At 62.7% G+C, this 21932-nt stretch carries 16 protein-coding genes; 5 read left to right on the top strand and 11 right to left on the bottom strand.

Going from position 1 to position 21932, the window contains the following annotated elements:
- Position 1 precedes the first annotated feature (1 nt).
- From JOH52_RS19250 to JOH52_RS19240, 3 genes are read right to left on the bottom strand one after another with little or no spacing between them, the layout of a single operon-like run.
- Entirely contained in the window at positions 2–1132 is a 1131-nt protein-coding gene (locus tag JOH52_RS19250; protein WP_003529064.1) for an ABC transporter permease, read from the bottom strand.
- The gene (gene oppB, locus JOH52_RS19245; protein ID WP_017269961.1) at positions 1125–2048 is read right to left on the bottom strand and encodes an oligopeptide ABC transporter permease OppB; all 924 of its coding nucleotides are present in this window, start codon (positions 2046–2048) and stop codon (positions 1125–1127) included. Before oppB ends, JOH52_RS19250 begins: the two co-directional genes overlap by 8 nt.
- A gap of 51 nt (positions 2049–2099) precedes the next feature.
- Positions 2100–3698: a peptide ABC transporter substrate-binding protein gene (locus tag JOH52_RS19240; RefSeq protein ID WP_010975714.1), complete on the bottom strand. Its 1599-nt coding sequence runs from the start codon at positions 3696–3698 to the stop codon at positions 2100–2102.
- Between the two features lie 645 nt (positions 3699–4343).
- Between JOH52_RS19240 and fba the strand changes: the two genes are divergently transcribed.
- Positions 4344–5387 carry a class II fructose-bisphosphate aldolase gene (gene fba / locus JOH52_RS19235; RefSeq protein WP_010975713.1) on the top strand — a complete coding sequence of 348 codons (1044 nt, stop codon included), beginning with the start codon at positions 4344–4346 and terminating at the stop codon, positions 5385–5387.
- A gap of 225 nt (positions 5388–5612) precedes the next feature.
- Here the strand turns inward: fba and JOH52_RS19230 are convergent, their stop codons facing one another.
- From JOH52_RS19230 to JOH52_RS19210, 5 genes are all read right to left on the bottom strand, one after another.
- Positions 5613–7406 carry an ABC transporter ATP-binding protein gene (locus JOH52_RS19230; RefSeq protein ID WP_014530435.1) on the bottom strand — a complete coding sequence of 598 codons (1794 nt, stop codon included), beginning with the start codon at positions 7404–7406 and terminating at the stop codon, positions 5613–5615.
- 9 nt (positions 7407–7415) lie between these two features.
- Positions 7416–8453, bottom strand: coding sequence for a glycosyltransferase family 2 protein (locus tag JOH52_RS19225; protein WP_010975711.1), 1038 nt, complete (start codon positions 8451–8453; stop codon positions 7416–7418).
- 1 nt (position 8454) lies between these two features.
- Entirely contained in the window at positions 8455–9558 is a 1104-nt protein-coding gene (locus JOH52_RS19220) for a glycosyltransferase family 2 protein (RefSeq protein ID WP_010975710.1), read from the bottom strand.
- A gap of 17 nt (positions 9559–9575) precedes the next feature.
- A complete protein-coding gene (locus JOH52_RS19215; protein ID WP_010975709.1) occupies positions 9576–10709 on the bottom strand; it encodes an acyltransferase family protein in 1134 nt (377 codons plus the stop codon).
- 343 nt (positions 10710–11052) lie between these two features.
- Positions 11053–11883 carry a MerR family transcriptional regulator gene (locus tag JOH52_RS19210; RefSeq protein ID WP_003529089.1) on the bottom strand — a complete coding sequence of 277 codons (831 nt, stop codon included), beginning with the start codon at positions 11881–11883 and terminating at the stop codon, positions 11053–11055.
- A 212-nt stretch (positions 11884–12095) separates the two neighbouring features.
- Here JOH52_RS19210 and JOH52_RS19205 point away from each other — a divergent pair, with 212 nt between their 5' ends.
- The gene (locus tag JOH52_RS19205; RefSeq protein WP_017264565.1) at positions 12096–13364 is read left to right on the top strand and encodes a 4-aminobutyrate--2-oxoglutarate transaminase; all 1269 of its coding nucleotides are present in this window, start codon (positions 12096–12098) and stop codon (positions 13362–13364) included.
- Between the two features lie 115 nt (positions 13365–13479).
- A complete protein-coding gene (locus JOH52_RS19200) occupies positions 13480–14955 on the top strand; it encodes an NAD-dependent succinate-semialdehyde dehydrogenase (RefSeq protein ID WP_010975707.1) in 1476 nt (491 codons plus the stop codon).
- Positions 14956–14991: 36 nt separating this feature from the next.
- On the opposite strand, the gene JOH52_RS19195 is transcribed toward JOH52_RS19200, so the two are convergent.
- Positions 14992–16170 (bottom strand): acetate/propionate family kinase, encoded by a 1179-nt coding sequence (locus JOH52_RS19195; RefSeq protein ID WP_017264564.1) that lies wholly within the window; start codon positions 16168–16170, stop codon positions 14992–14994.
- A 104-nt stretch (positions 16171–16274) separates the two neighbouring features.
- Here JOH52_RS19195 and htpG point away from each other — a divergent pair, with 104 nt between their 5' ends.
- Positions 16275–18164: a molecular chaperone HtpG gene (gene htpG, locus JOH52_RS19190; RefSeq protein ID WP_026031309.1), complete on the top strand. Its 1890-nt coding sequence runs from the start codon at positions 16275–16277 to the stop codon at positions 18162–18164.
- A gap of 191 nt (positions 18165–18355) precedes the next feature.
- On the opposite strand, the gene JOH52_RS19185 is transcribed toward htpG, so the two are convergent.
- Together JOH52_RS19185 and JOH52_RS19180 are read right to left on the bottom strand one after the other, a co-directional pair.
- Positions 18356–19540, bottom strand: coding sequence for a CaiB/BaiF CoA transferase family protein (locus tag JOH52_RS19185; protein ID WP_017272144.1), 1185 nt, complete (start codon positions 19538–19540; stop codon positions 18356–18358).
- A gap of 11 nt (positions 19541–19551) precedes the next feature.
- Complete coding sequence (locus JOH52_RS19180; protein ID WP_014530441.1) at positions 19552–20739, bottom strand: acyl-CoA dehydrogenase; 1188 nt, start codon at positions 20737–20739, stop codon at positions 19552–19554.
- 187 nt (positions 20740–20926) lie between these two features.
- Here JOH52_RS19180 and JOH52_RS19175 point away from each other — a divergent pair, with 187 nt between their 5' ends.
- Positions 20927–21880 (top strand): LysR family transcriptional regulator, encoded by a 954-nt coding sequence (locus tag JOH52_RS19175; protein ID WP_014527210.1) that lies wholly within the window; start codon positions 20927–20929, stop codon positions 21878–21880.
- Positions 21881–21932: the final 52 nt, after the last annotated feature.

Genomic DNA, 21932 nt, shown 5'->3' with positions numbered 1-21932 from the left:
GTCAGCGGTCCTTCGGGTCGAGCGCATCACGCAGGCCGTCGCCGACGAAGTTCAGCGAGAACAGCGTCACGACGAAGAAGATGGCGGGAAAGATCAGGAGCCACGGCGCCGACTGTATGTTGTTCGCACCTTCCGAGATCAGCGCACCCCAGCTCGTAAGCGGGGCCTGCACGCCCAGTCCGAGGAACGACAGAAAGCTTTCGAGCAGGATGACCTTCGGCACGACGACGGTGACGAAGACGATGACCGGACCGATCGTATTCGGGATGATGTGCCGGCGGATGATCTGCCAATCGGTCAGACCCAGCGCCTGCGCCGCTCCAACGAACTCGCGCCGCTTAAGCGCCAGCGTTTGGCCGCGCACGATGCGGGCCATATCCAGCCATTCGACAGCCCCGATCACCAGGAAGATCAGGATGAAGCTGCGGCCGAAGAAGACGACGAGCACCACGACGAGGAAAACGAAGGGCAGCGAATAGAGGATCTCTACCAGGCGCATCATGACGTTATCGACGCGCCCGCCGATATAGCCCGAGGTCGCCCCGTATACGACGCCGATGCCGAGCGAAACGAGACTAGCCAGCAGGCCGACGGCGATGGAGATCTGGCCGCCCAGCATCACCCGGACAAGCAGGTCGCGGCCATTGGAATCGGTGCCGAAGGGGAAATATTCCCGCGCCACCTCGCCCTCGACCTTCAGGGTACGGCCATCGTTCTCCGTCGCGACCACCTTGGAGTTCTCGAACTCGTTTGCCCGGTCGAAATAGCGCGTGGCGCGGGGATCGATCGGCTTATCGGAGGTCACCGTGGCGGTGAAGGTTTCGCCGTCGACGTTGAATTCCGTGAGCGTGACGCGTGCACGGGTCGCCACGCCCTCCATCACGTCCTGAAGCGTCGACGTATCCGGGCGCGGCTCGAGGCTGGGGCCGATCGTGACATAGGACGGAAAGACCTGATCGTAGCTGTGAGGCGAGAAAAGCGGACCGACGAATGAAAACAGCGCGATGAGCACCAGCATGACGCAACCGGCCATGGCCGGGCGGTTGCGGCGGAAGCGCAGCGTTGCAAGCTGGAAGAGGCTGCGGCCCTTGGTTTCGGGCGTCGATGCGGGAATCTGAGCGATATCAGTCATGGCGAACCCTCGGATCGAGCAGGCCGTAGAGAATATCGACCAGAAGATTGAAGAGGATGACGAAGATCGCGATGAGGATCACGGTGCCCATTACCAGCGTATAGTCGCGGTTGATTGCTCCGAGCACGAAGTAGCGCCCGACCCCCGGTATAGTGAAGATCGTTTCCACCACGGCCGAGCCCGTAAGGAGGGCGGCGGCGCAAGGAGCAAGATAGGAGACGACCGGCAGCATGGCACCGCGCATGGCGTGCGTCACGACCACGGCGCGGGACGGCAGGCCATAGGCTTTCGCGGTGCGGATATGATCCGTGTTGAGCGCCTCGATCATCGAGCCGCGTGTGAGCCTGGCGAACACTGCAAGCTGGGGAAGCGCGAGCGCGATCATCGGCAGGATGAGGAAGCGGAGAGAACCGTCCCCCCAGCCGCCGGCGGGCAGCCACGCGAGCGCGATCGCAAAGATCAGCGTCAGAACGGGACCGACGACGAAGTTCGGAACGGTGACCCCGATCGTGGAAACCGACATGACCGCGAAATCCAGGAAGCTGTTCTGCCGCAATGCGGCGATCGTTCCCGTTATGACGCCGCCGACGACCGCGAGTACCAGCGCGTAAAAGCCGAGCTCCATCGAATAGGGCAGGCCCTTGCCGATCAGCTGCGCCACATTGTTGTCATGGTAGATGTAGCTCGGACCGAAGTCGCCCGTGACCGCATTGCCTAGGTAGGTAGCGTATTGGCGCCAGAGCGGCTGATCGAGGTGATAGGTCCTCATCAGGTTCTCCATCGTGGAGGGCGGGAGAGGACGCTCGAGGTTGAAGGGCCCACCGGGGGCAAAACGCATCAGAAAGAAGGATATGGTGACGACGATGAACAGCGTCGGCACCGCACTCGCCAGCCGGCGAAGGATGAAGGAGATCATGGACTTGGCTCCGGAGGCGACGCGCGGGTGCCCGCGCGTCGCCTCTGTTCGTTACTCGGCGACGCTCAGGAACTTGCTCAGATGCGCGTTCGGCGCATTGTCCTGCCAGCCCTTGACCCGTTCCGAAACGAGCCAGAGGTCCGCCTGGGTCAGGAACGGCGCGATCGGCTGCTCCTTCATCAGCAGAGTTTCAGCCTCGTGCATGATCTTCGACCGTGCCGCCGGATCCTGTTCCTCATACGACTTCTTCATCAGGGCATCGAATTCGGCGTTTTCGAAGTGTCCGTAGTTGAAGGTCTTATTGGTGCTGAGGCTCAGCGCCAGGAAGTTCTCGGCATCGGCGTAATCGGCGACCCAGCCGGCACGCGCAACGTTGAACTTGCCGCCCTCCTGCAGGTAGGCATAGTGCGACGACACGTCGAGATTCACCAGCGAGACCTTGGCGCCGAAGGTGTTCTTCCACATGTCGGCGACCGCTGTCGCGACACGCTCATGGTTGGGGTTGGTGTTGTAGCGGATTTCGATGTTGAGCGGCTTGCCGCCCTCGCCGTAACCGGCTTCCTTCATCAACTCGATCGCCTTGTCCTCGCGGTCGAGTTGCGACATGTCGGCAAAGTCGGCCTTGGCGGGGTCGCCGTAGCTCTCGATGCCCGGCGGGACCATCGAATAGGACGGCAGCTGCGAACCGCTGTAGATTTCCTTGGCAAGGAAGTCGCGGTCGACCGCCATCGAAAGTGCCCGGCGGACGCGGACATCGTTATAGGGCTCCTGACGCGTATCAAACGCGTAGTAGTAGGTGGCAAGCGTCGGGGAAACGTGCACCTGCTCTCCATAGGACGTGCGCAGGCGCTCGATCTGGTCGGCGGAGAAGTTGTAGGCGAGATCCATTTCCTTCGCTTCGAAACGACGAACGGATGCCGCCTGGTCGTCGATCGGATAGAAGATCACCTTGTCGAGCTTGACGTTGGCGGCATCCCAATAATTGGTGTTCTTCTCCACGGTCAGGCTGTCGTTCGGCACATGTGCCGTCAGCTTGAACGCGCCGTTCGAAACCATCACGCCCGGCTTGACGAAGTCCGCGCCGTTCTTCTCGACGCTTGCCTTGCTGACCGGAAGCGCCGTCTGGTGTGCGAGCAGTTCCAGGAAGAACGGCGTCGGCCGCTCGAGAGTAACTTCCAACGTCTTTTCGTCGACGGCCTTTACGCCGAGCTGGTCGACCGGCACTTCGCCCTTGTTGACCTTTTCGGCGTTCTTTATCGGGAAGAGGATGTTGGCGTATTCGGCCGCCGTCTTCGGATCCTCCACGCGGCGGAAGGAGAAGGCGAAATCCTCTGCCGTCACCGGCGAGCCGTCAGACCACTTGGCATCGGCACGCAGTTTGAACGTGTAGACGGTACCGTCGTCCGAAAGCTCCCAGGTTTCGGCGGCGCCCGGAACGATCTTGCCCGCGGCATCGTAGATCGTCAGGCCTTCATAGAGGTCCTTGAGGATGAACTCCTCGATGTTGATCGAAGTGTGGGCCTGGTCGAGCGTCTGCGGTTCGCCGGCATTGCCGCGGTGAAGTACCGCCTCGGCGAGCGCGGGGCTTGCCCCGATGAGCAGCGAGCCTATGAGCGCAGCGGCCCTGAGATTGAGTTTCAGTGAAGCCATTTTTCTTCTCCTTCCCCTCGTTTTGGGTTCATTGATCGCAGGAGAGAAGTGCAAATTTTCAGCGAACGCAAGCGATCTGCCCGGAAAATTGCATCCTTCTCTTTAAAACGCGAACAACAATGATCGCGTAGATTGTATAGGCGTTTGCGACGAATTTCCTCCCTTTCGCGACGCGGCTCTGGCGACCGGCCCCGGCGCGCGGACATCCACCTGCAACGTTGTAGATCGCTTCGGCATGTTGCGCTTCGTCACGGAAGAATGCTCCGAAAGAGCAGTCATGCAACCTTCATGAATTGTAGCGGCACTTTACGTAATATGCATAAAAAATTGCCCCTATCGCTGCAATCTTTTTGCAAATCGGCTCACCCACCTGCGGATGCCGAACGCGTCCACGTTCCGGACCGAACCTGCCGGCGGAAGAGAAAACCCGCGGCTGCACTGTGGGCACAACTGAGATTGGCAACACCACCAGAGGGCGAAAGTAGCGATTTCTGACAGGGGTATTTCTCATCCACAGCAATTTGGTCTGACGCACGTCCATCAAGCGACCGGCAGGACCGCCGGCCCGGTTGCCAAACGCCCCGCATGAACTATTGTGCCCTTGAACTGGCGCCTGGAGTGGCGCGGAGCATCAGGGAGTTAAGAATGGCATTGATCACATTGCGGCAACTGCTCGACGACGCGGCGGAGAACGATTACGCGCTGCCGGCCTTCAATGTGAACAATCTCGAATATATCCAGGCCGTCATGAGAGCCGCGGATGCGACCGACTCTCCTGTCATCCTGCAGGCGAGCCGCGGTGCGCGGGCCTATGCCGGCGATGCGTTTCTGCGCCATCTGATCCTCGGCGCTGCGGAAGAATATCCGCATATCCCCGTCTGCCTCCACCTCGACCATGGCGACCAGCCGTCGACATGCATCTCGGCGATCACCAACGGCTTCACCTCGGTGATGATGGACGGCTCGCTGGAGAAGGACGGCAAGACCGTCGCGAGCTACGAATATAATGTCGCCGTCACCGCGGAAGTCGTGAAGATCGCCCATGCGGCCGGCGTTTCCGTCGAAGGGGAACTCGGCTGCCTCGGCAATCTGGAAACGGGTGCGGGCGACAAGGAGGACGGACATGGATTTGAAGGCAAGCTCTCGCGCGAGGAACTGCTGACCGATCCCGAGCAGGCCCTCGACTTCGTCTCGAAGACCGGCGTCGACGCTCTTGCGGTCGCGATCGGCACCAGCCACGGCGCATACAAGTTCACCCGTGAACCCGACGGCGAGATCCTCTCGATCGAGACGATCGCCAAGATCAACAAGCGTCTGCCGAACACGCACCTCGTCATGCACGGTTCCTCGAGCGTTCCCGCCGATCTCCAGGAACTCTTCAACGCCTATGGCGGCAAGATGAAGAAGACCTGGGGCGTTCCGGTATCCGAGATTCAGAAGGCCATTCCGCTCGGTGTGCGCAAGGTCAATATCGACACGGATCTCCGCCTCGCCTTTACCGGCGAGATCCGCAAGCACCATATCGAGCATCCGGATAATTTCGATCCGCGCAATTATCTGAAGCCCGCGATTGCCCACATGACCGAGGTCTGCAAGGAGCGCTTCGTGGCCTTCCGTGCCGCCGGCCAGGCATCGAAGATCCGGGTGCTGCGTTTGCCGGAGATGGCCAAGCGCTACGCCGCCGCATAATTTTCCGATCGGAGGCCCCTCATCCGCCTGCCGCCACCGTCTCCCCGCAAGCGGGGCGAAGGGACTCGTGGGAGCCTCCGCCTCCTCCATTGGTTGCCGGAGATTTCCCGGCGGCGCCGCTTGTCCCTTCTCCCCGTCCGCGCCTCAGCGCCGGCAACCGGGGCGAATGGACAAGCGGCTGGGTCTTCGCGTGCCCTGCATCCGGCCGCTGAGCGTGCCGCAAACCTACCCTCCACCCCCCATGCCGGTCTCATGCTCGTAGAGCTGGTCCATGCTGAGCGACGCGACGTCCGCCAGTGCGGCCTGGCCCTTGACGCGCCCGGAGCCGAGGACCACGACGTCGTCGCAGAACGAGATCGTGCTCCTGTGATGGCTGATCACGATCGTCGTGCGTCTGCCGGCCCTCGATCTCAGCGTCTCGACGATCGCCGCCTCCGACAGGCCGTCCACCGCATTCGTCGCCTCGTCGAGGATCAGGATGGCCGGATCGCGCACCAGCGCCCTGGCCAGCGCGATGCGCTGGCGTTGGCCTGCCGAGAGGCTTGCACCCCTGTAGCCGACGAGCGTCTCATAGCCCTGCGGCAGCTGCTCGATGAAGCCATGCGCTTCGGCCAGCTTCGCGGCGCGTTCCGCTTCTGCTGGCGTGGCGCTTTGACCGTAGGTGATGTTTTCCAGAATGGTGCCGTCCACCAGTTCGAGGTCCTGACTGGCGACCGCGATCTGGCGCCGCCACTGAACGGGATTGATCTGACCGAGCGGCACGCCGTCGACGAGGATGCGGCCTTCGTCCGGCTCGACGAAACGGCAGAGGAGATTGACGATCGTCGTCTTTCCGGCGCCGGAACGGCCGATGATTGCAGTCGAACGGCCGCTGCGGATTTCGAAGCTTGCGGAATGCAGCACCAGGGGACGCACTTCGGAACCGGGATACCGGAACGTCACCCGGTCGAATGTCATGCCCTGGTGGAGGCCGTCGACCGGTGCATTGCCTTGAGGAGGCTTTGGCTTGTCGGAGGAGTCGAGAAGCCATCGCACCTCTTCGAGCGATCCGCTCCAGCCCTGAATCTGGCTCCAGGACATCTGCAGGGCGCGCATATGCGGCTGCAGTCGATATAGCAGCACGACGAAGGCGACGATCACCGGAAAGCTGACGCCGATGGACCAGGCGCTCACGACCACGGCCAGAAACAACGCCGAATGCAGCACTTCAGTCAGCGGCGGCAGCGCCCCCTGTCGTGACTGGAGCGCAAAGCCGGCCCGGCGAACGGCGTCGGATGCGGAATCAAATGCATTCTTCTCGCGTGTTTCCTGGCCGAACACGCGGATCAGCCTTCCGGCATGAACGAGATGCAGCATTCTGGCGGCAAGCTCGCTGTTGAAGGAGGTCACATGGCGGCTGGGGCCCTTGAGCGTCGCAGAGAGCGCTGCATGGGCAAGCTGGACAAAGACGAGGCCGAGCGCCACGAACAGCGTCATCTGCCAGGACATGAGCAAGAGAAAGGCGAGCAGGATGACGGCCGCCGAGCCGTGCACGATAGACGAAAGGACCGTCTGGATCGCGTCGGACGCGCGCCATGACTCGTTGGAGATGATGTTGAGCAGCCGGCCGGGACTTTGCTGCATGAAGAACGGATATCCTATCCGTAGGAGCTGATCCGAAAGCGCGCTGCGGATGGCGTGGCTGGCCTTGCCGTAGATGAAGGTGGTGAGCAGCGTGTTGGCGAAGGCGAGGATATTCTTGAGCACGATCAGCGCGAGCACGGCGGCCGCAATAGCCAGGAGGCGTTCGCCGTCTCCCAAGCCCTCTCCTATCGCCTGAAAGTAAGCGGAAATGCCGCTCAACCCGTTGGCCTGTCCATCTCCGGCGATGATGCCCAGCATCGGAATGATGAGGCCGATGCCGGCACCTTCGAGCGCAGCGCTGGCGAGGCCGAGAATGACCACGGCCGGCAGCAGGCGCATTTGCCGCCCCAGTGCGCCGCGCAGGACCTCAAGGCCTGGCAATAAGAATCTACGCATCTGCGGTCCTCACCTGAGCTTCGGTGCTGCTTGTCCGGGCCGGCGCCGTTCGGTCGGCTGCGCCGGGTTCGTCATGGCAAGCCGCGCGAAGCGCGCGGCGCCGACAATATTCATCGAAACGATCGGCCAATGCGACAGTTGCAGCTTTGGGTCGAAGCGGGCGCCGCCGAAAACTTCGCCGCATGCGGACCTGACGGTCCAGCCGAAATGCTTGAGAAGCCAAGGCGCGCCGAGGAGGTGCTTCAGACAGAGCCCGCCATTGCCGAGGCTGTAATTGCGATGCAGTTCTTCGATCGCCGCACGAAGACGGCGGCCGTGATGATGATGGACGATCATGTCCGGCACGTATTCGACCGGGATGCCGAGTTGAAATGCCCGGACCAGGTAATCCGTATCTTCCGCGGCTTTCAGGGGCGCGCCGGCACCGAAGCGCTCGTCGAAAGGACCGATGCTCGCCGCGACGTCGCGATGCATGGTCATGTTGCAGCCGAGGACGAAGCCGCCGGGGTGGACATCGCGGGTCAGACGTGCCGCGATCTTCGACCGCTTGATGGTGAACGGCAGGTCGGCAGGATCGCCGAGCTCCACGCGTCCTCCGCGGATGACCCGCGCGTCGCCATTGGCGTAGTGCCGTTCGAGGTCGGCGAGATAGTTCCTGTCCACCTCGCAGTCGTCGTCGATGAATACGAGAATTCGGCCCCGTGCGCGCCCCATCCCTGTATTGCGTGCCGCGGCGAGGCCCGGGCGAGGCTCGGTGGCGAGCGTTATCGGCATTGTCGTGGTTGCTGCCAGGCGTGCGAGTTCTTCCGGGGTGCCGTCCGTGGAGCCGTTGTCCACGACCACGAGTTCGCTCCTGATCGCCGCATGGGCATGGCATGCGGTCTCGATCGATCGGATCGAGGCGCCAAGCGACCGGACGCGGTTACGCGTGCAGACGATGAAGCTGGCGAACGGCTCCGGCGCTTCGGACAATGAAGCGGCCACCGAGTGCCGAGCAGCCGGTGCTCTTAGATGTTTCTGCGCTTTTGCGGGATGTTCGACGGCCATGTCAGGTCAAGCCATGTCCGGGAAGCACGGTCGCGGCGGGCACCGACTGCAGGCGGCGCGCGAGCAGATCCACCCGCTTGCTTGCGGCAAGCGAAATCCGGCTGCACCAGGGTGCGCGAGCGGCCGCAAGCAGCCCGTATCGCTCGCGGCGGCGGATGAGGCCCCATTTCCCCGTCCGTGTCAGGAACTCATGAGTCAGTCGCGGCTGCTCCTCCTCGGCGATGAGCTGGTAGAGGAAGTAGAAAAAGCAAAGGGCGCCATCCTCATAGGCACGCCGAACCTCGCCCGGCTGCGCCGAAATCTCACGCTCGAGCGCCAGGACCAAGTCGGCAAGACGTGCCACCGTCTCGCTCGTTACCGCGGCGCCGATCGCTTCGAGGGCAGCGGAATCTCTGAGAAGGGCATCCCGCGCCAGGTTCTCGGCGACGATGGTCAAATGGGTCCGGCGCATCTGCCGCTTGTGCTTGCTGGTCACGCTATCCTCATGGATCCGATAGGCGACCAGCGCCTCGTCGATCATGTGGACTGGGAAACGATCGGCGATCCGCCTGAAGAGATCGAAATCTTCCGCATGCACATAATTCGGGTCGTAGCGGAGCATCTCTTCCGGGATGACGTTACGGTTATAGACAACGGTCGAATGCATGAAGATGGTGAAGAACATCGACAGGATTCGTAGGCTTCCCGGGCGGTAAATGGGATTGGGCTTGCCGCGGATGATCCGATTGCCGATCAGCATGTCGATGCCCGTGCCCGATAGGGCGAGCCGGGGCTCTGCGGAAAACAATGCGACCTGCCGCGACAGGCGCGACGGATAGGCGATGTCGTCGGCATCCATTCGCGCGATAAGCTCGCCCTTTGCGAGCGCGAGGCCTTCATTCAGGGTCGCTATAAGGCCGCGGTTCTCGCGGGAGATGATGGACACGCGAGAGTCGCTCTTGCGGTATCGTTCGAGAATGTCCCGCGACCGATCCGTCGACCCGTCGTCGATCGCGATTACCTCCAGACGCTCGTAGTCCTGGCGCAACACGCTCTCGATAGCTGCGGCAATGTACGGCTCCGCGTTGTAGACCGGCAGGACGATGGAAACGACGGGCGTCGGCATGGTTTCGGCTCGTGTGCTTATCGAAGGTTCTGGGGCTGCAAGGCTTCGTCGCGACTGGCGCCAGGGATAGCGGCTGCCGCCCCCGCTCCGCCGTCCGGACGAACATAGGGAAAGTGGCGCTTCAGCCCGTTCAACGGCTTCTCGAAGAACAGCCAGGAAACCGAGGCGAGTATCAGGGTCAGGGCGCCGGCAACGACGAACCGCCCTGCCCCCTGATCCGAGACATTGACCGGGATGAAAGGCTGCGCCTGAACGACCAGGGCCAGCACGAACGCGTGGAAAAGGTAGACGCCATAGCTGATCCGGCCCAGCGCCGCCAAAGGCGAAAGCGCGATGAGCCGACCGGCAAGCCCGCCGATCCCCTTCGAACAACCGCCGACCAGCATTGCGAGCGGCAGGAGAGGGACGACCTCCAGGCCAATCCAGGCGAACCACGCGACGACCGGTGTCATGGCGACCGGCTTCGACCACACGAGGCAGAGCGAAGCGAGCGAAAGCGGCATCCAGCTCAGTTTTGCCCATGCCGGCCAACCACTTCGCCAGGATGGGCGGGCGGCGAGCAACGCGCCCACGGCCAGCGCATCCATCGACGCCGGCGGCAAGAGGTCCCGCGCGAGTGATGGCGTACCGGTGAGCGGCCAATAGAAGCGGTAGGCGAGCGAGCAAACGATAACGCCGACGCAAACTCCGGCAACCGACCGGCGCGGCACGAGCAGCACGATCAGTGGCCAGACGAGGTAGAACTGCTCCTCGATGCTCAGGCTCCACGTATGACAGAGAACCCACGGGGTCCATTCGTTCTGCAGCGCGTACCAGAAATTGGACAGATAAAGGGCGTGCCACGCCATGACCTCCTTCGATCGTTCCAGATCCAGGAAAAAGACGGCGGCCAGGACGGCGAAGTAGGGAGGGAAGATGCGAAGTGCGCGGCGTGCGTAGAAGGATTTGAGTGCCGTCGCCGGCTCGAAACGGGCAGCGTCGCGCGCATCGAGCAGCAGCCGTGTTATCAGGAAGCCGCTCAAAACGAAAAACAGCCGGACACCGAGATGGCCCAAATGGGATCCATCGGCTGCCAAGAAATGCGCGTAGAGCACCATTGAGACCGCGACGGCTCTCAGGCCGTCCAGCTGCTGGTCGCGCACCATCTGCATCAACACTCCCTCTCCGTTCGAGCTTTCTTCCGTCAACTCGCGAACAGGTGCGTCATCTGCAATCAGGTTCGTTGAGCGCTCAGCGATGGAAGCCAGCAGTCGGGCAGGCTAAAGAACTGTTCGAGGCTGAACGGGGGAATCGGGCCAAACTTTGTTCCGTCCTTCATCAACATAGTCGGCCGATCCCCAAGACGCCGGGAGTGTGTCTTGCGCGCAATATTTGGCGTCGGCGCGATTGAATAGGCGTTGCGGTTGGGGAGCAGCACGGCTCATTACGTCGAAAGACAGCTGTCAGAGATAAACATTTTTATTATTTTCACGCCGTAAGTGCCGTTGTTTCCTATCAAAACGTCGGCGGCGTATTGATCCACAACAACACGGTTTCGCCGTCGTGCCTGTTCGACCAGGCATGGCGGCGGCGGCTCTCGAAATAAAGGGAGTCGCCCGGGTGGAGATCGTAGAACTGATCCGAATCCAGCACGAACTCCACATGTCCGGAGAGGACGTAGACGAATTCCTCCCCCTCATGCCGGTAGGCGCCCTCGCTCGAGGCGCCTGGTGCCAGAACGAAGCGATGGCAATCCATCTGGTTCTTGCCTTCGGCAAGCAGCTGCACCGTCACCCCCGGTGTCGTGCGCGGCCAGTTGCGCCATTCGCCGGCCCGCACGAGCGCCCGCGCCCTTGTCTGCTCTTCGCCGGAAAGGCTCGAAACGGTGGTTCCGAAATATTCCGCCAGATTGTGCAGAACGGCGACGGAGACACCCTGCGACGTCCGCTCCAGAGTCGAAAGCACGGATGCGGCGATGCCGATGTCACCGGCCACCTGTTCCAGCGTCTTGCCCGCGGCATGTCTCAGACTGCGCAGCTTCCGCCCGACCTGCATGTCGCCATTGTCTTCGGTCGGCATTGCCGAGCCGTTTTCGTCTTCGGTGAAGGCGCTTTCCGCCTCCAGAGCCTCCCTGATCGCTGCGGGGTTGAGGCCGCGTTCGGAGCGGAACCAGGAAATGCGCTTCAGCCGGGCGAGATCGGCATCGGTATATTGTCTATGCCCCGTCACCGAACGCTCCGGCACGACGAGACCTTGCGTTTCCCATAGCCTGAGCGTCGAGGCGGACACGCCGGCTAGCCTTGCCGCCTCGGCAACCTTGTAGCGAATGGTGCCAATACCGCCCATCAATCCATATCCTCATACCGTGCGGATCCGTGCCGTCGATCGCTGGCGGCTATCTAGCCGCGAGCGCGGCGGCTGCACAAGAAGCGCCCATCAATCCGGGTTTTGTCTCGATCAGCAAATTTGATTTGCAATCCATCCTGAAAAATGTACCTCTTCCTGAGAAAAGTTGCAGAAAAAATGCAATATATTCCCTCTCGACCAGGACGACAACGATGACGAGCCTCACAGATCGCAAGAATGCAGCCATCTCCCGCGGTGTCGGAATGACCACGCAGGTCTATGCCGATCGCGCGGAAAACGCCGAGATCTGGGACAAAGAAGGCAACCGCTACATCGACTTTGCCGCCGGCATCGCCGTGGTCAATACAGGCCACCGCCACCCGAAGGTGATCGCCGCCGTCAAGGCGCAGCTCGACCGCTTCACCCATACATGCCACCAGGTGGTGCCCTACGAGAACTACGTGCATCTGGCGGAGCGCCTGAACGCGATCGTGCCCGGCGACTTCGCGAAGAAGACCATCTTCGTCACGACCGGCGCGGAAGCCGTCGAGAACGCAGTGAAGATCGCGCGGGCCGCGACGGGCCGCCAGGCGATCGTCGCCTTCGGCGGCGGTTTCCATGGCCGCACCTTCATGGGCATGGCGCTGACGGGCAAGGTCGTTCCGTACAAGGTCGGTTTCGGCGCGATGCCGGCAGATGTCTTCCACGCCCCCTTCCCGATCGAGCTTCACGGCGTGACTGTCGAGCAGTCGCTTTCGGCGCTGAAGAAGCTGTTCGCGGCCGATGTCGATCCGGCCCGCGTCGCAGCGATCATCATCGAGCCGGTTCAGGGAGAAGGCGGCTTCTATCCGGTCCCGACCGCCTTCATGAAGGCGCTTCGCGAGGTCTGCGACCAGCATGGCATCCTGCTGATCGCCGACGAGGTGCAGACCGGATTTGCCCGCACCGGCAAGCTCTTCGCCATGGAACATCACGGTGTCGCGCCGGACCTGACGACGATGGCGAAGAGCCTCGCCGGCGGCTTTCCGCTTGCCGCCGTCACCGGCCGCGCCGAAATCATGGATGCGCCCGGGCCGGGCGGCCTCGGCGGCACCTATGGCGGTAATCCGCTCGGCATCGCCGCCGCGCATGCCGTCCTCGACGTGATTGCCGAGGAGAACCTGTGCGAGCGGGCGAACCAGCTCGGCAACCGGCTGAAACAGCGCCTTGCGGCGATCCGCGAGAAAGCACCGGAAATCGTCGACATCCGCGGACCCGGCTTCATGAACGCCGTCGAATTCAACGACGTGAGGACGAACCTGCCGAGCGCCGAATTCGCAAACAAGGTCCGCCTCCTTGCCCTCGAAAAGGGGCTCATCCTGCTGACCTGCGGCGTCCATGGCAACGTCATCCGTTTCCTGGCGCCGATCACGATCCAGGACGAGGTCTTCGCAGAAGCCCTCGACACTATCGAGGCATCGATCCTCGAAGCACGCGGTTGACGGCTGCCGGGCCCGCCGCTATCGCGGTCACCCATGCCGGGGCGCATGATCCGCGCCCTCACAAGGAATAGAAGCGAGGCCTGCGGTCGCCGCAGGCGTCGTGGGAGGACTCCCGATGGCCCTGACGCCCGCACTCACCAGACACATCCGGCGACCGAAGATCTTCGCCTCCCTCGACGAGGTCACACGGTCTTCCGGGCAGCCGGCCGGCCCCGTCTTCGATGTTTCCAACCCATCGACCGGCGAGCTACTGGCGACGCTTCCCGACATGGGGATCGATGACGCACGCACGGCTATCGACGCGGCCGCCCTCGCCCAGCCTCTCTGGGCCGGCAAGCCGGCCAAGGATCGCAGCATCATCCTGCGCCGCTGGCATGACCTGATCGTCGAGCACGCCGACGACCTCGCCGCGATCCTGACGGCCGAAATGGGCAAGCCCGTCGGCGAGGCAAAGGGAGAAGTCCTGCACGCCGCATCCTATGTCGAGTGGTACGCGGAGGAAGCCAAGCGCGTCTACGGCGAGACCTTCCCGGCACCCGCCAACGATCGGCGTATGCTCGTGATCAAGCAGCCGGTCGGCGTAGTCGGCACGATCACGCCCTGGAATTTCCCGGCCTCGATGGTCGCCCGCAAGATTTCCCCGGCGCTTGCCGCCGGCTGCACGATCGTCCTGAAGCCCGCCGAACAGACGCCGCTGGTGGCAGGCGCGATGTTCGTGCTTGCCGAGAAGGCAGGCTTCCCCGAAGGCGTGCTCAATCTTCTCTACGCCTCCGAAGGCGCGCCGATCGGGCGCGAACTCTGCGGCAATCCCAAGGTCCGCAAGATCAGCTTCACCGGATCGACGGAGGTCGGAAGGCTGCTGATGCGGCAATGCTCCGACCAGATCAAGAAGGTGAGCCTCGAGCTCGGCGGCAATGCCCCCTTCATTGTCTTCGACGACGCCGATATCGACGAGGCGGTGGACGGCGCGGTCCAGGCGAAATTCCGCAATGCCGGCCAGACCTGCGTTTCGGCGAACCGCATTTATGTGCAATCGGCGGTGCATGACGCATTCGCCGAGAAGTTCGTCACGCGCGTGCGCGAACTCACGGTCGGTGACGGTTTTGCTCCCGACGTCGCCATCGGTCCGATGATCGACGCCCACGCGATTGACAAGATCGAGGCGCATGTGGCCGACGCCGTAGCCAAGGGAGCGCAAGTGCGCTCGGGCGGCAGCCGGATCGGAACGACCGGCACCTTCTTCGAACCGACCGTGCTTACCGGCATCTCGCACGACATGCGCATCGCCCAGGAAGAGACATTCGGGCCGATCGCCCCGATCATCCGCTTCGAGACCGCCGAGCAGGTGGTGGCCGAGGCGAACGATACGATCTACGGTCTCGCCGCCTATTTCTACGCCGAGAACCTCAAGCGGGTCTGGCATGTCGCCGAGGCTCTGGAATACGGCATGGTCGGCATCAATACGGGCCGCATGTCTTCCGAGGCCGCTCCCTTCGGCGGCATCAAGCAATCGGGCATCGGCCGGGAGGGCTCCCGCCACGGTCTCGAGGACTATCTCGAGATGAAATATCTCTGCATGGGAAACATCTGACCGGGCCTGTCGGCACGATTAGGTCCTGAGCCGTCTTCAACGAGCACGGATGATCGCCAGCGTTTGGCGGGCGATCATCAGTTCCTCGTCGGTGGGCATGACGTGGAGCGCGACACGGCTCCCTGCCTTCGAGATGACCGAGGCGCCTGCATCGTTTGCGGCCGGATCGAGCTCCGCGCCGAGCCAGGCGAGACCTTCGGAAACACGGGCCCGGATCGGCGCGGAGTTTTCGCCGATACCGGCGGTAAAGACGAAAGCGTCGAGGCCGCCCAAGGCTGCGGCCAGCATGCCGGCATCGAGCGCGCAGCGATGCACGAAATGGTCGATCGCGAAGGAAGCGCGCGGGTCATCGCTCTCCAGAAGCTCGCGCATGTCGTTCGATATGCCGGAGAGACCTTTCAAGCCGGACCGATGGTAGAGGAGGTCCGACACAGCTTGTGCACTCATACCCTGATCCGTGAGCAGGTGGAGAACGACGCCGGGATCCAATTGGCCCGGTCGCGTGCCCATCGGCAGCCCGTCAAGCGCGGTAAAGCCCATCGTCGTCTCGACGCTGCGTCCGTCCTTCAGCGCGCACATCGACGCGCCGCTGCCGAGATGGGCGACGATCACCCGGCCGCGGGCGACCTCCGGCGCCACCTCGCGCAGCCGACCGGCGATATATTCATAGGAAATCCCATGAAAGCCATAGCGCCGCACACCCTGCTCATAGAAGGTGCGCGGCAGGGCGTAGCAATCGGTGTGTTCGGCACGGCCCCGATGGAAGGCCGTGTCGAAACAGGCAACCTGCGGCACGTCGGGCTTGATTTCCATGGCGAGCCGGATCGGCGCGAGATTGTTGGGCTGGTGCAGAGGCGCGAGGTCCTGATAGCTTGCCAGACGGTCGAGCACCGTCGTTTCGATCAGCACCGGCCGGACGTAATCCGGACCGCCATGCACCACCCTGTGGCCGATCGCCCGGAGGTCGAAACCGCGAAGCGTCGCCAGCCAGTCGCGTGCTACCGAGAGGGCCGCGGGAAGGTCGGGAACGGCGGTCGCATCTAAGCGCCGATTGATGAGCTCGGTGCCGTCGGCTGCCGTCGCCTTCAGGCGCGGCTGGGTTGCGATGCCGTCCAGTTTCGCACGAACCTGCCGCTCGAGCCCCGCCGTGGCGATCCCGAAGATCTGGAACTTCAGGCTGGACGAGCCGGCATTGATGACGAGCAGCGCTTCCATCGGAAAGGAGCTTCGCACCGAAGCGGGGCTGCCGCAAGACGACCCTTGAAATTCAGGCCGCGGCTTGCCAATTGGGAGCAAACATCAAGGAGGCCGAAAACGCGATGAGTGAAGTCGAAACGTCCGTAGAGAAACATGTCTTCGAAGCCGATGTGGCGAAGCTGCTGCACCTGATGGTGCACTCCGTCTATTCCGACAAGAACGTCTTTCTCCGCGAGCTGATTTCGAACGCGGCCGACGCCTGCGAAAAGCTGCGCTACGAAGCGATCGTCGCCCCGGAGCTCCTCGGCAGCGATCCCGGCTCGCGCATCACGCTGACGCTCGACGAGGAGAATGCCCGCCTGGTCATCGAGGACAACGGCATCGGCATGGGCCGCGACGAGCTTGTCGAATCGCTGGGCACGATTGCACGCTCCGGCACGCGCGCCTTCATGGAGCGGATCGATGCAGCGCAGAACAAGGACGGCGCCCAGCTCATCGGCCAGTTCGGCGTGGGCTTCTATTCGGCCTTCATGGTCGCCGACAATGTCGATGTCGTTTCCCGCCGCGCCGGTACCGACAAGGCCTGGCACTGGGCATCCGACGGCAAGGGCAGCTACACGGTTTCGGCGGTCGATCTCGCAGACGCGCCGGCGCGCGGTACGCGCATTACGCTGCATCTGATGGACGAGGCCAAGACCTTCACCTCGCGCTGGACGGTCGAGCGCATCGTCAAGGAGCAGTCCGGTCACGTGCCGGTTCCGATCTCGATCGTCGAAAAGCCCGGAGCAGAACCGGCACAGGTCGCAGACGGCACGGCGCTCTGGACGAAGCAGAAAAGCGAGATCAGCAAGGACGATTATACGGATTTCTATCGCGGCGTTGCCGGGCAGTATGACGAGCCGGCGCTGACGGTACATTTCCGCGCCGAGGGGCGCCACGAATATACCGCGCTTGCCTTCGTGCCGGGCTCGAAGCCCTTCGATCTTTTCGACCCCGATCGCAAGGGCCGGATGAAGCTCTACGTCAAGCGCGTCTTCATCACCGACGAGGCGGAGCTGCTACCGCGCTACCTGCGCTTCGTGCGCGGTCTTGTCGACACGGCCGACCTGCCGCTCAACGTCTCGCGGGAAATGATCCAGGAAAGTCCTCTTCTCGCAAATATCCGCAAGGGGCTGACGAACCGCGTCCTGACAAGCATCGAAAAGCTTGCGGAAAGCGATTCCGAGGCCTTCGCCAAGATCTGGGAAAACTTCGGCAGCGTGATCAAGGAGGGCATTTACGAAGATTTCGAGCGGCGGGGCCAGCTTCTTGCGCTGTCGCGCTTCCGCACGACCGCGGATGACGACAAGCCGCGCGCCTTGAGCGACTACGTCAAGGAGATGAAGGAAGGCCAGTCGGCTATCTACTACCTGACCGGCGACAACCTCGCCCAGCTGAAGGCGTCGCCCCAGCTCGAAGGTTTTCGCGCCCGCGGCATCGAGGTGCTGCTCCTGACGTGCCCGGTCGACAGCTTCTGGGTGACGACCGCGCCCGACTTCGATGGAAAGCCGTTCAAGTCGATCACGCAAGGTGCGGCAGATCTCGCGGGCATCGCCAAGAATGACGATGCGGCCGCCGCTTCCCCGGAAGCAGGCGCCGCAGTCACCGACTTCGTGAGCTTCGCCAGGGAGACTCTTGGCGAGGCTGTTTCAGACGTGCGAACCTCCGACCGGCTGACGGAAAGCGCCGTCTGCCTGGTTGCGCCCGAACAGGGACCGGACCGGCAGCTCCAGAAGATGCTGCAGGGTGCCGGGCGTATCGAGGGCGCGCCAAAACCCGTCCTCGAAATCAATCCCGGCCATCAGCTGATCGCCGCGCTTGCCACCTGCCCCTCGGAGGACAAGGCCTTCCGCGAGGACGCGGTCAAGCTTCTTCTCGACCAGGCACGCGTCCTCGACGGCGACAGGCCCGAGGACCCGCGTGCCTTTGCAGAACGGCTGTCGCGCGTATTCGGCCGTGCTTTGAAGGAGTGAGGCATTAACGTTTCGATGTTTCAATGAAGCCGTGAAAGGCACTTGGAGAAAAGCCCCTCATCCGGCCTGCCGGCCACCTTCTCCCCGCAAGCGGGGCGAAGGGGACTCGCGGCGGCCTCGCACTCGTCCCCTCGCCCCGCTTGCGGGGAGAGGGTTAGGGTGAGGGGCATATATTCAGGGCTCAAATTAACTTATCCGCCCTTCGGCGAATTCATTCCGATCTCCGCCAGCACCTCCGCCGTATGTTCCCCGAGCCGAGGCACGCCACGGTCCAGCGCAAGGGTTGCGCCGGAAAAGCGGATCGGCGTTCTGACGCCCGGCGATGTTCCCGCGGCTGCACCGGTATGCGGCGTGTCCACCCGCATCTGCCGATGAACAATCTGCGGATCGGCGAATACGTCGGCGACGGTGTTGATGGAGCCGCCGGGAACGCCTGACGCTTCGAGCTTTTCGAGCAGCGTGTCCCTCTCGTATTTCGCGGTTTCCGCCGCAAGTTCCGGCGTCAGGCTGTCGCGGTGCTGCACGCGGTCTGCATTGGTGCGGTAGCGCGCGTCGGCCGCGAGGTCCGGTCGGCCGAGGAGTTCGCAGAATTTCACGAATTGCCGGTCGTTGCCGACGGCGACGATCAGGTGCCCGTCGGAGGTCGGGAACACCTGGTAAGGTGCGATATTCGGATGGGCATTGCCGAGCCGGCGCGGCGCCTTGCCGGAAACGAGAAAGTTCAGCGCCTGATTGGCGAGCACGCCCGTCATGCAGTCCAGCAGCGCCATGTCGATCTGCTGGCCCTCGCCCGTGCGTTCCCGCTGCGCCAGGGCCGCCTGAACGGCGATGACACCATAGAGCCCCGTGAAAATATCGGCAAAGGCAACGCCGATCTTTTGCGGTTCGCGATCCGGCTCGCCCGTCAGGTCCATGATGCCGCTCATGCCCTGGACGATGTAGTCGTAGCCGGCGCGATGAGCATAGGGCCCGTCCTGACCGAATCCGGTCACCGAGCAATAGATGAGCCGCGGATTGACTTTGCTCAGACTTTCATAATCGAGGCCGTATTTGGCGAGGCCGCCGACCTTGAAGTTCTCGAGCAAAACGTCGGATTGCGCGGCAAGGCGGCGCACCGCCTCCTGCCCCTCTGCGGTCGTAAAATCGAGAACGACAGACCTCTTGCCGCGGTTGCACGCGTGGAAATAGGCGGCATCCAGCCTTTCGTCGTCTTCGCCTGTCACGAAGGGAGGTCCCCAGGTCCGGGTGTCGTCTCCGGCCGGGCTCTCGACCTTGATGACGTCAGCGCCGAGATCGGCGAGGGTCTGCCCGATCCAGGGCCCCGCCAGAATGCGGGCAAGTTCGAGCACGCGGATGCCCTTGAGCGGCGCTTCCATAGCGGCGGCGCTCAGAAGAAGGCCTGCAGCCCGGTCTGGGCGCGGCCGAGGATCAGCGCATGCACGTCGTGCGTGCCCTCATAGGTGTTGACGGTCTCGAGGTTCATCATGTGGCGCATGACCTGATATTCCTCGGAAATGCCGTTGCCGCCGTGCATGTCGCGGGCCATGCGTGCGATATCGAGTGCCTTGCCGCAATTGTTGCGCTTGACGATGGAGATCATCTCCGGCGCCATGCGGCCTTCGTCCACCAGCCGTCCGACCCGGAGCGAGCCCTGCAGCCCGAGCGCGATCTCGGTCTGCATGTCGGCGAGCTTCTTCTGGAAAAGCTGGGTCTGTGCGAGCGGTCGGTTGAACTGCTTGCGGTCGAGACCGTACTGGCGGGCCGCATGCCAGCAGAATTCGGCCGCCCCGAGCGCGCCCCAGGAAATTCCGTAGCGAGCACGGTTGAGGCAGCCGAATGGTCCCTTCAGCCCCTCGACATTCGGCAGCAGCGCCTCCTCTCCGACCTCGACATTGTCGAGTACGATTTCGCCGGTGATCGAGGCGCGCAGCGAGAGCTTGCCTCCGATCTTCGGTGCGGAAAGGCCTTTCTCGCCTTTTTCCAGCACGAAGCCCCGGATGGCATTGTCATGCGCTTCCGATTTCGCCCAGACGACGAATACATCGGCGAGCGGCGCATTGGAGATCCACATCTTGGAGCCGACCAGACGGTAGCCGCCCTCGGTCTTGATCGCCCGGGTCTTCATGCCCGCCGGATCGGAGCCGGCGTCCGGCTCGGTCAGCCCGAAGCAGCCGATCCACTCGCCGCTGATAAGCTTCGGAAGGTACTTCCGCTTCTGCTCTTCCGAGCCGTAGGCGAAAATCGGATAAATGACGAGCGACGATTGCACGCTCATCATCGAGCGATAGCCGGAATCGACGCGCTCCACCTCGCGTGCGACGAGACCGTAGGCGACGTAGGACGCGCCGACGCCGCCATAGGTGTCGGGCACGGTCACGCCGAGCAGGCCGAGGTCGCCCATCTCGCGGAAGATCGACGGGTCCGTCGTCTCCTCGCGGTAAGCTTCGATCACGCGCGGCTGCAGCTTTTCCTGGGCATAGGCGCGCGCCGTGTCGCGGATCATCCGCTCGTCTTCGCTCAGTTGATCCTCGAGGAGGAACGGATCGTCCCACTGGAATTGGCTTTTGCCGGCCATCTCTATCTCCCGTCGCATTGTCGCGTCTGTGTTATCGCAAGCCGGATCAAGGCTTTCAAACGAAATTGAGACACTGGCTCATGCGCCTGCTGCATGATTCATCTGATCGACGCATTGGCGATTGGCCTTGTGCAAGCGACCATTCTTCTGAATATGCATAAAGTACATTTTCGCTCCGCCGGCCACCATGACCAACAACCGCCTTGAACGTTTCGCCCACAATCTCGATTGGAACCTGTTGCGCACCTTCGTCGTGGTCGTCGAGGAAGGCAGCATCACGGCGGCCGCAAATCGGCTGCTCCTGCAGCAGCCCGCCGTCAGCATGGCCCTCAAACGGCTCGAGCAGACCATCGGGCAGAAACTGATCGACCGCCGTCCGGGGCGTTTCGATCTGACGGAAGCAGGTGAGAAACTGCACCTCCAGTGCCGCGACATCTTCGCGGCCGTCATTCGCCTGCCGCACGTTCTGGAAACGGCGGGCGAGGAGATCACCGGCCATCTCAACATCCATGCGGTGAGCCACGCCCACAATCCCGCCTGGGACCGGAAGCTCGGCAGCTTCTTCCGCATGCATCCGAAGGTCACGATTTCCATGACGGTGGCAACGACCGTCGACGTGTTGAGCGCCGTCGAGCGCAACATTGCGACGATGGGTCTCTGCGACGGCATCATACCGGAGGGTTTGAACAAGAGCTTCCACATACGCGAACGCTACGCGCTCTACTGCGGCCGCGGCCACCGGCTTTTCGGCGTCGAAGGTGTCGATTTCCACGATCTGCGCGGCGATCCTTACATCGCCTTCATAGCGGATGTGCTCGGCGGTCAGCACATGAATTCCGTGACCGCAGTCCGCGCCGTAGGCTCCTTCGGCCAGCAGGTTCGGGGCGTCTCCTGCAACGTCGAGGAGGTTATGCGGCTGATCGCCGCCAATGTCGGGATCGGCATGCTGCCCGACCATATCGCCAGCGAGGCCCTCGCGGCGGGAGATTTGTGGCAGTTGCCCCCCTATCGCGACCTGCCGACGACCGACGTTTTCCGCATTTCGAATCCGAATTCCATTCTCAATCCGGCCGAAGCCGCCTTCCTCGCCCATGTCGCCGACACCCAAGCGTTGGATCATTGCTACCATCAGCAGGATTGATAACGACATTTTCCACTATAAATTTGAGCGGTGCCCGAACCGTCCCTATTCT

It is taken from the genome of Sinorhizobium meliloti (genome assembly GCF_017876815.1).
Lineage (GTDB): Bacteria > Pseudomonadota > Alphaproteobacteria > Rhizobiales > Rhizobiaceae > Sinorhizobium > Sinorhizobium meliloti.
Note: the sequence above shows the minus strand (reverse complement) of the source record. Positions and strands in the feature narration are given on the sequence as shown.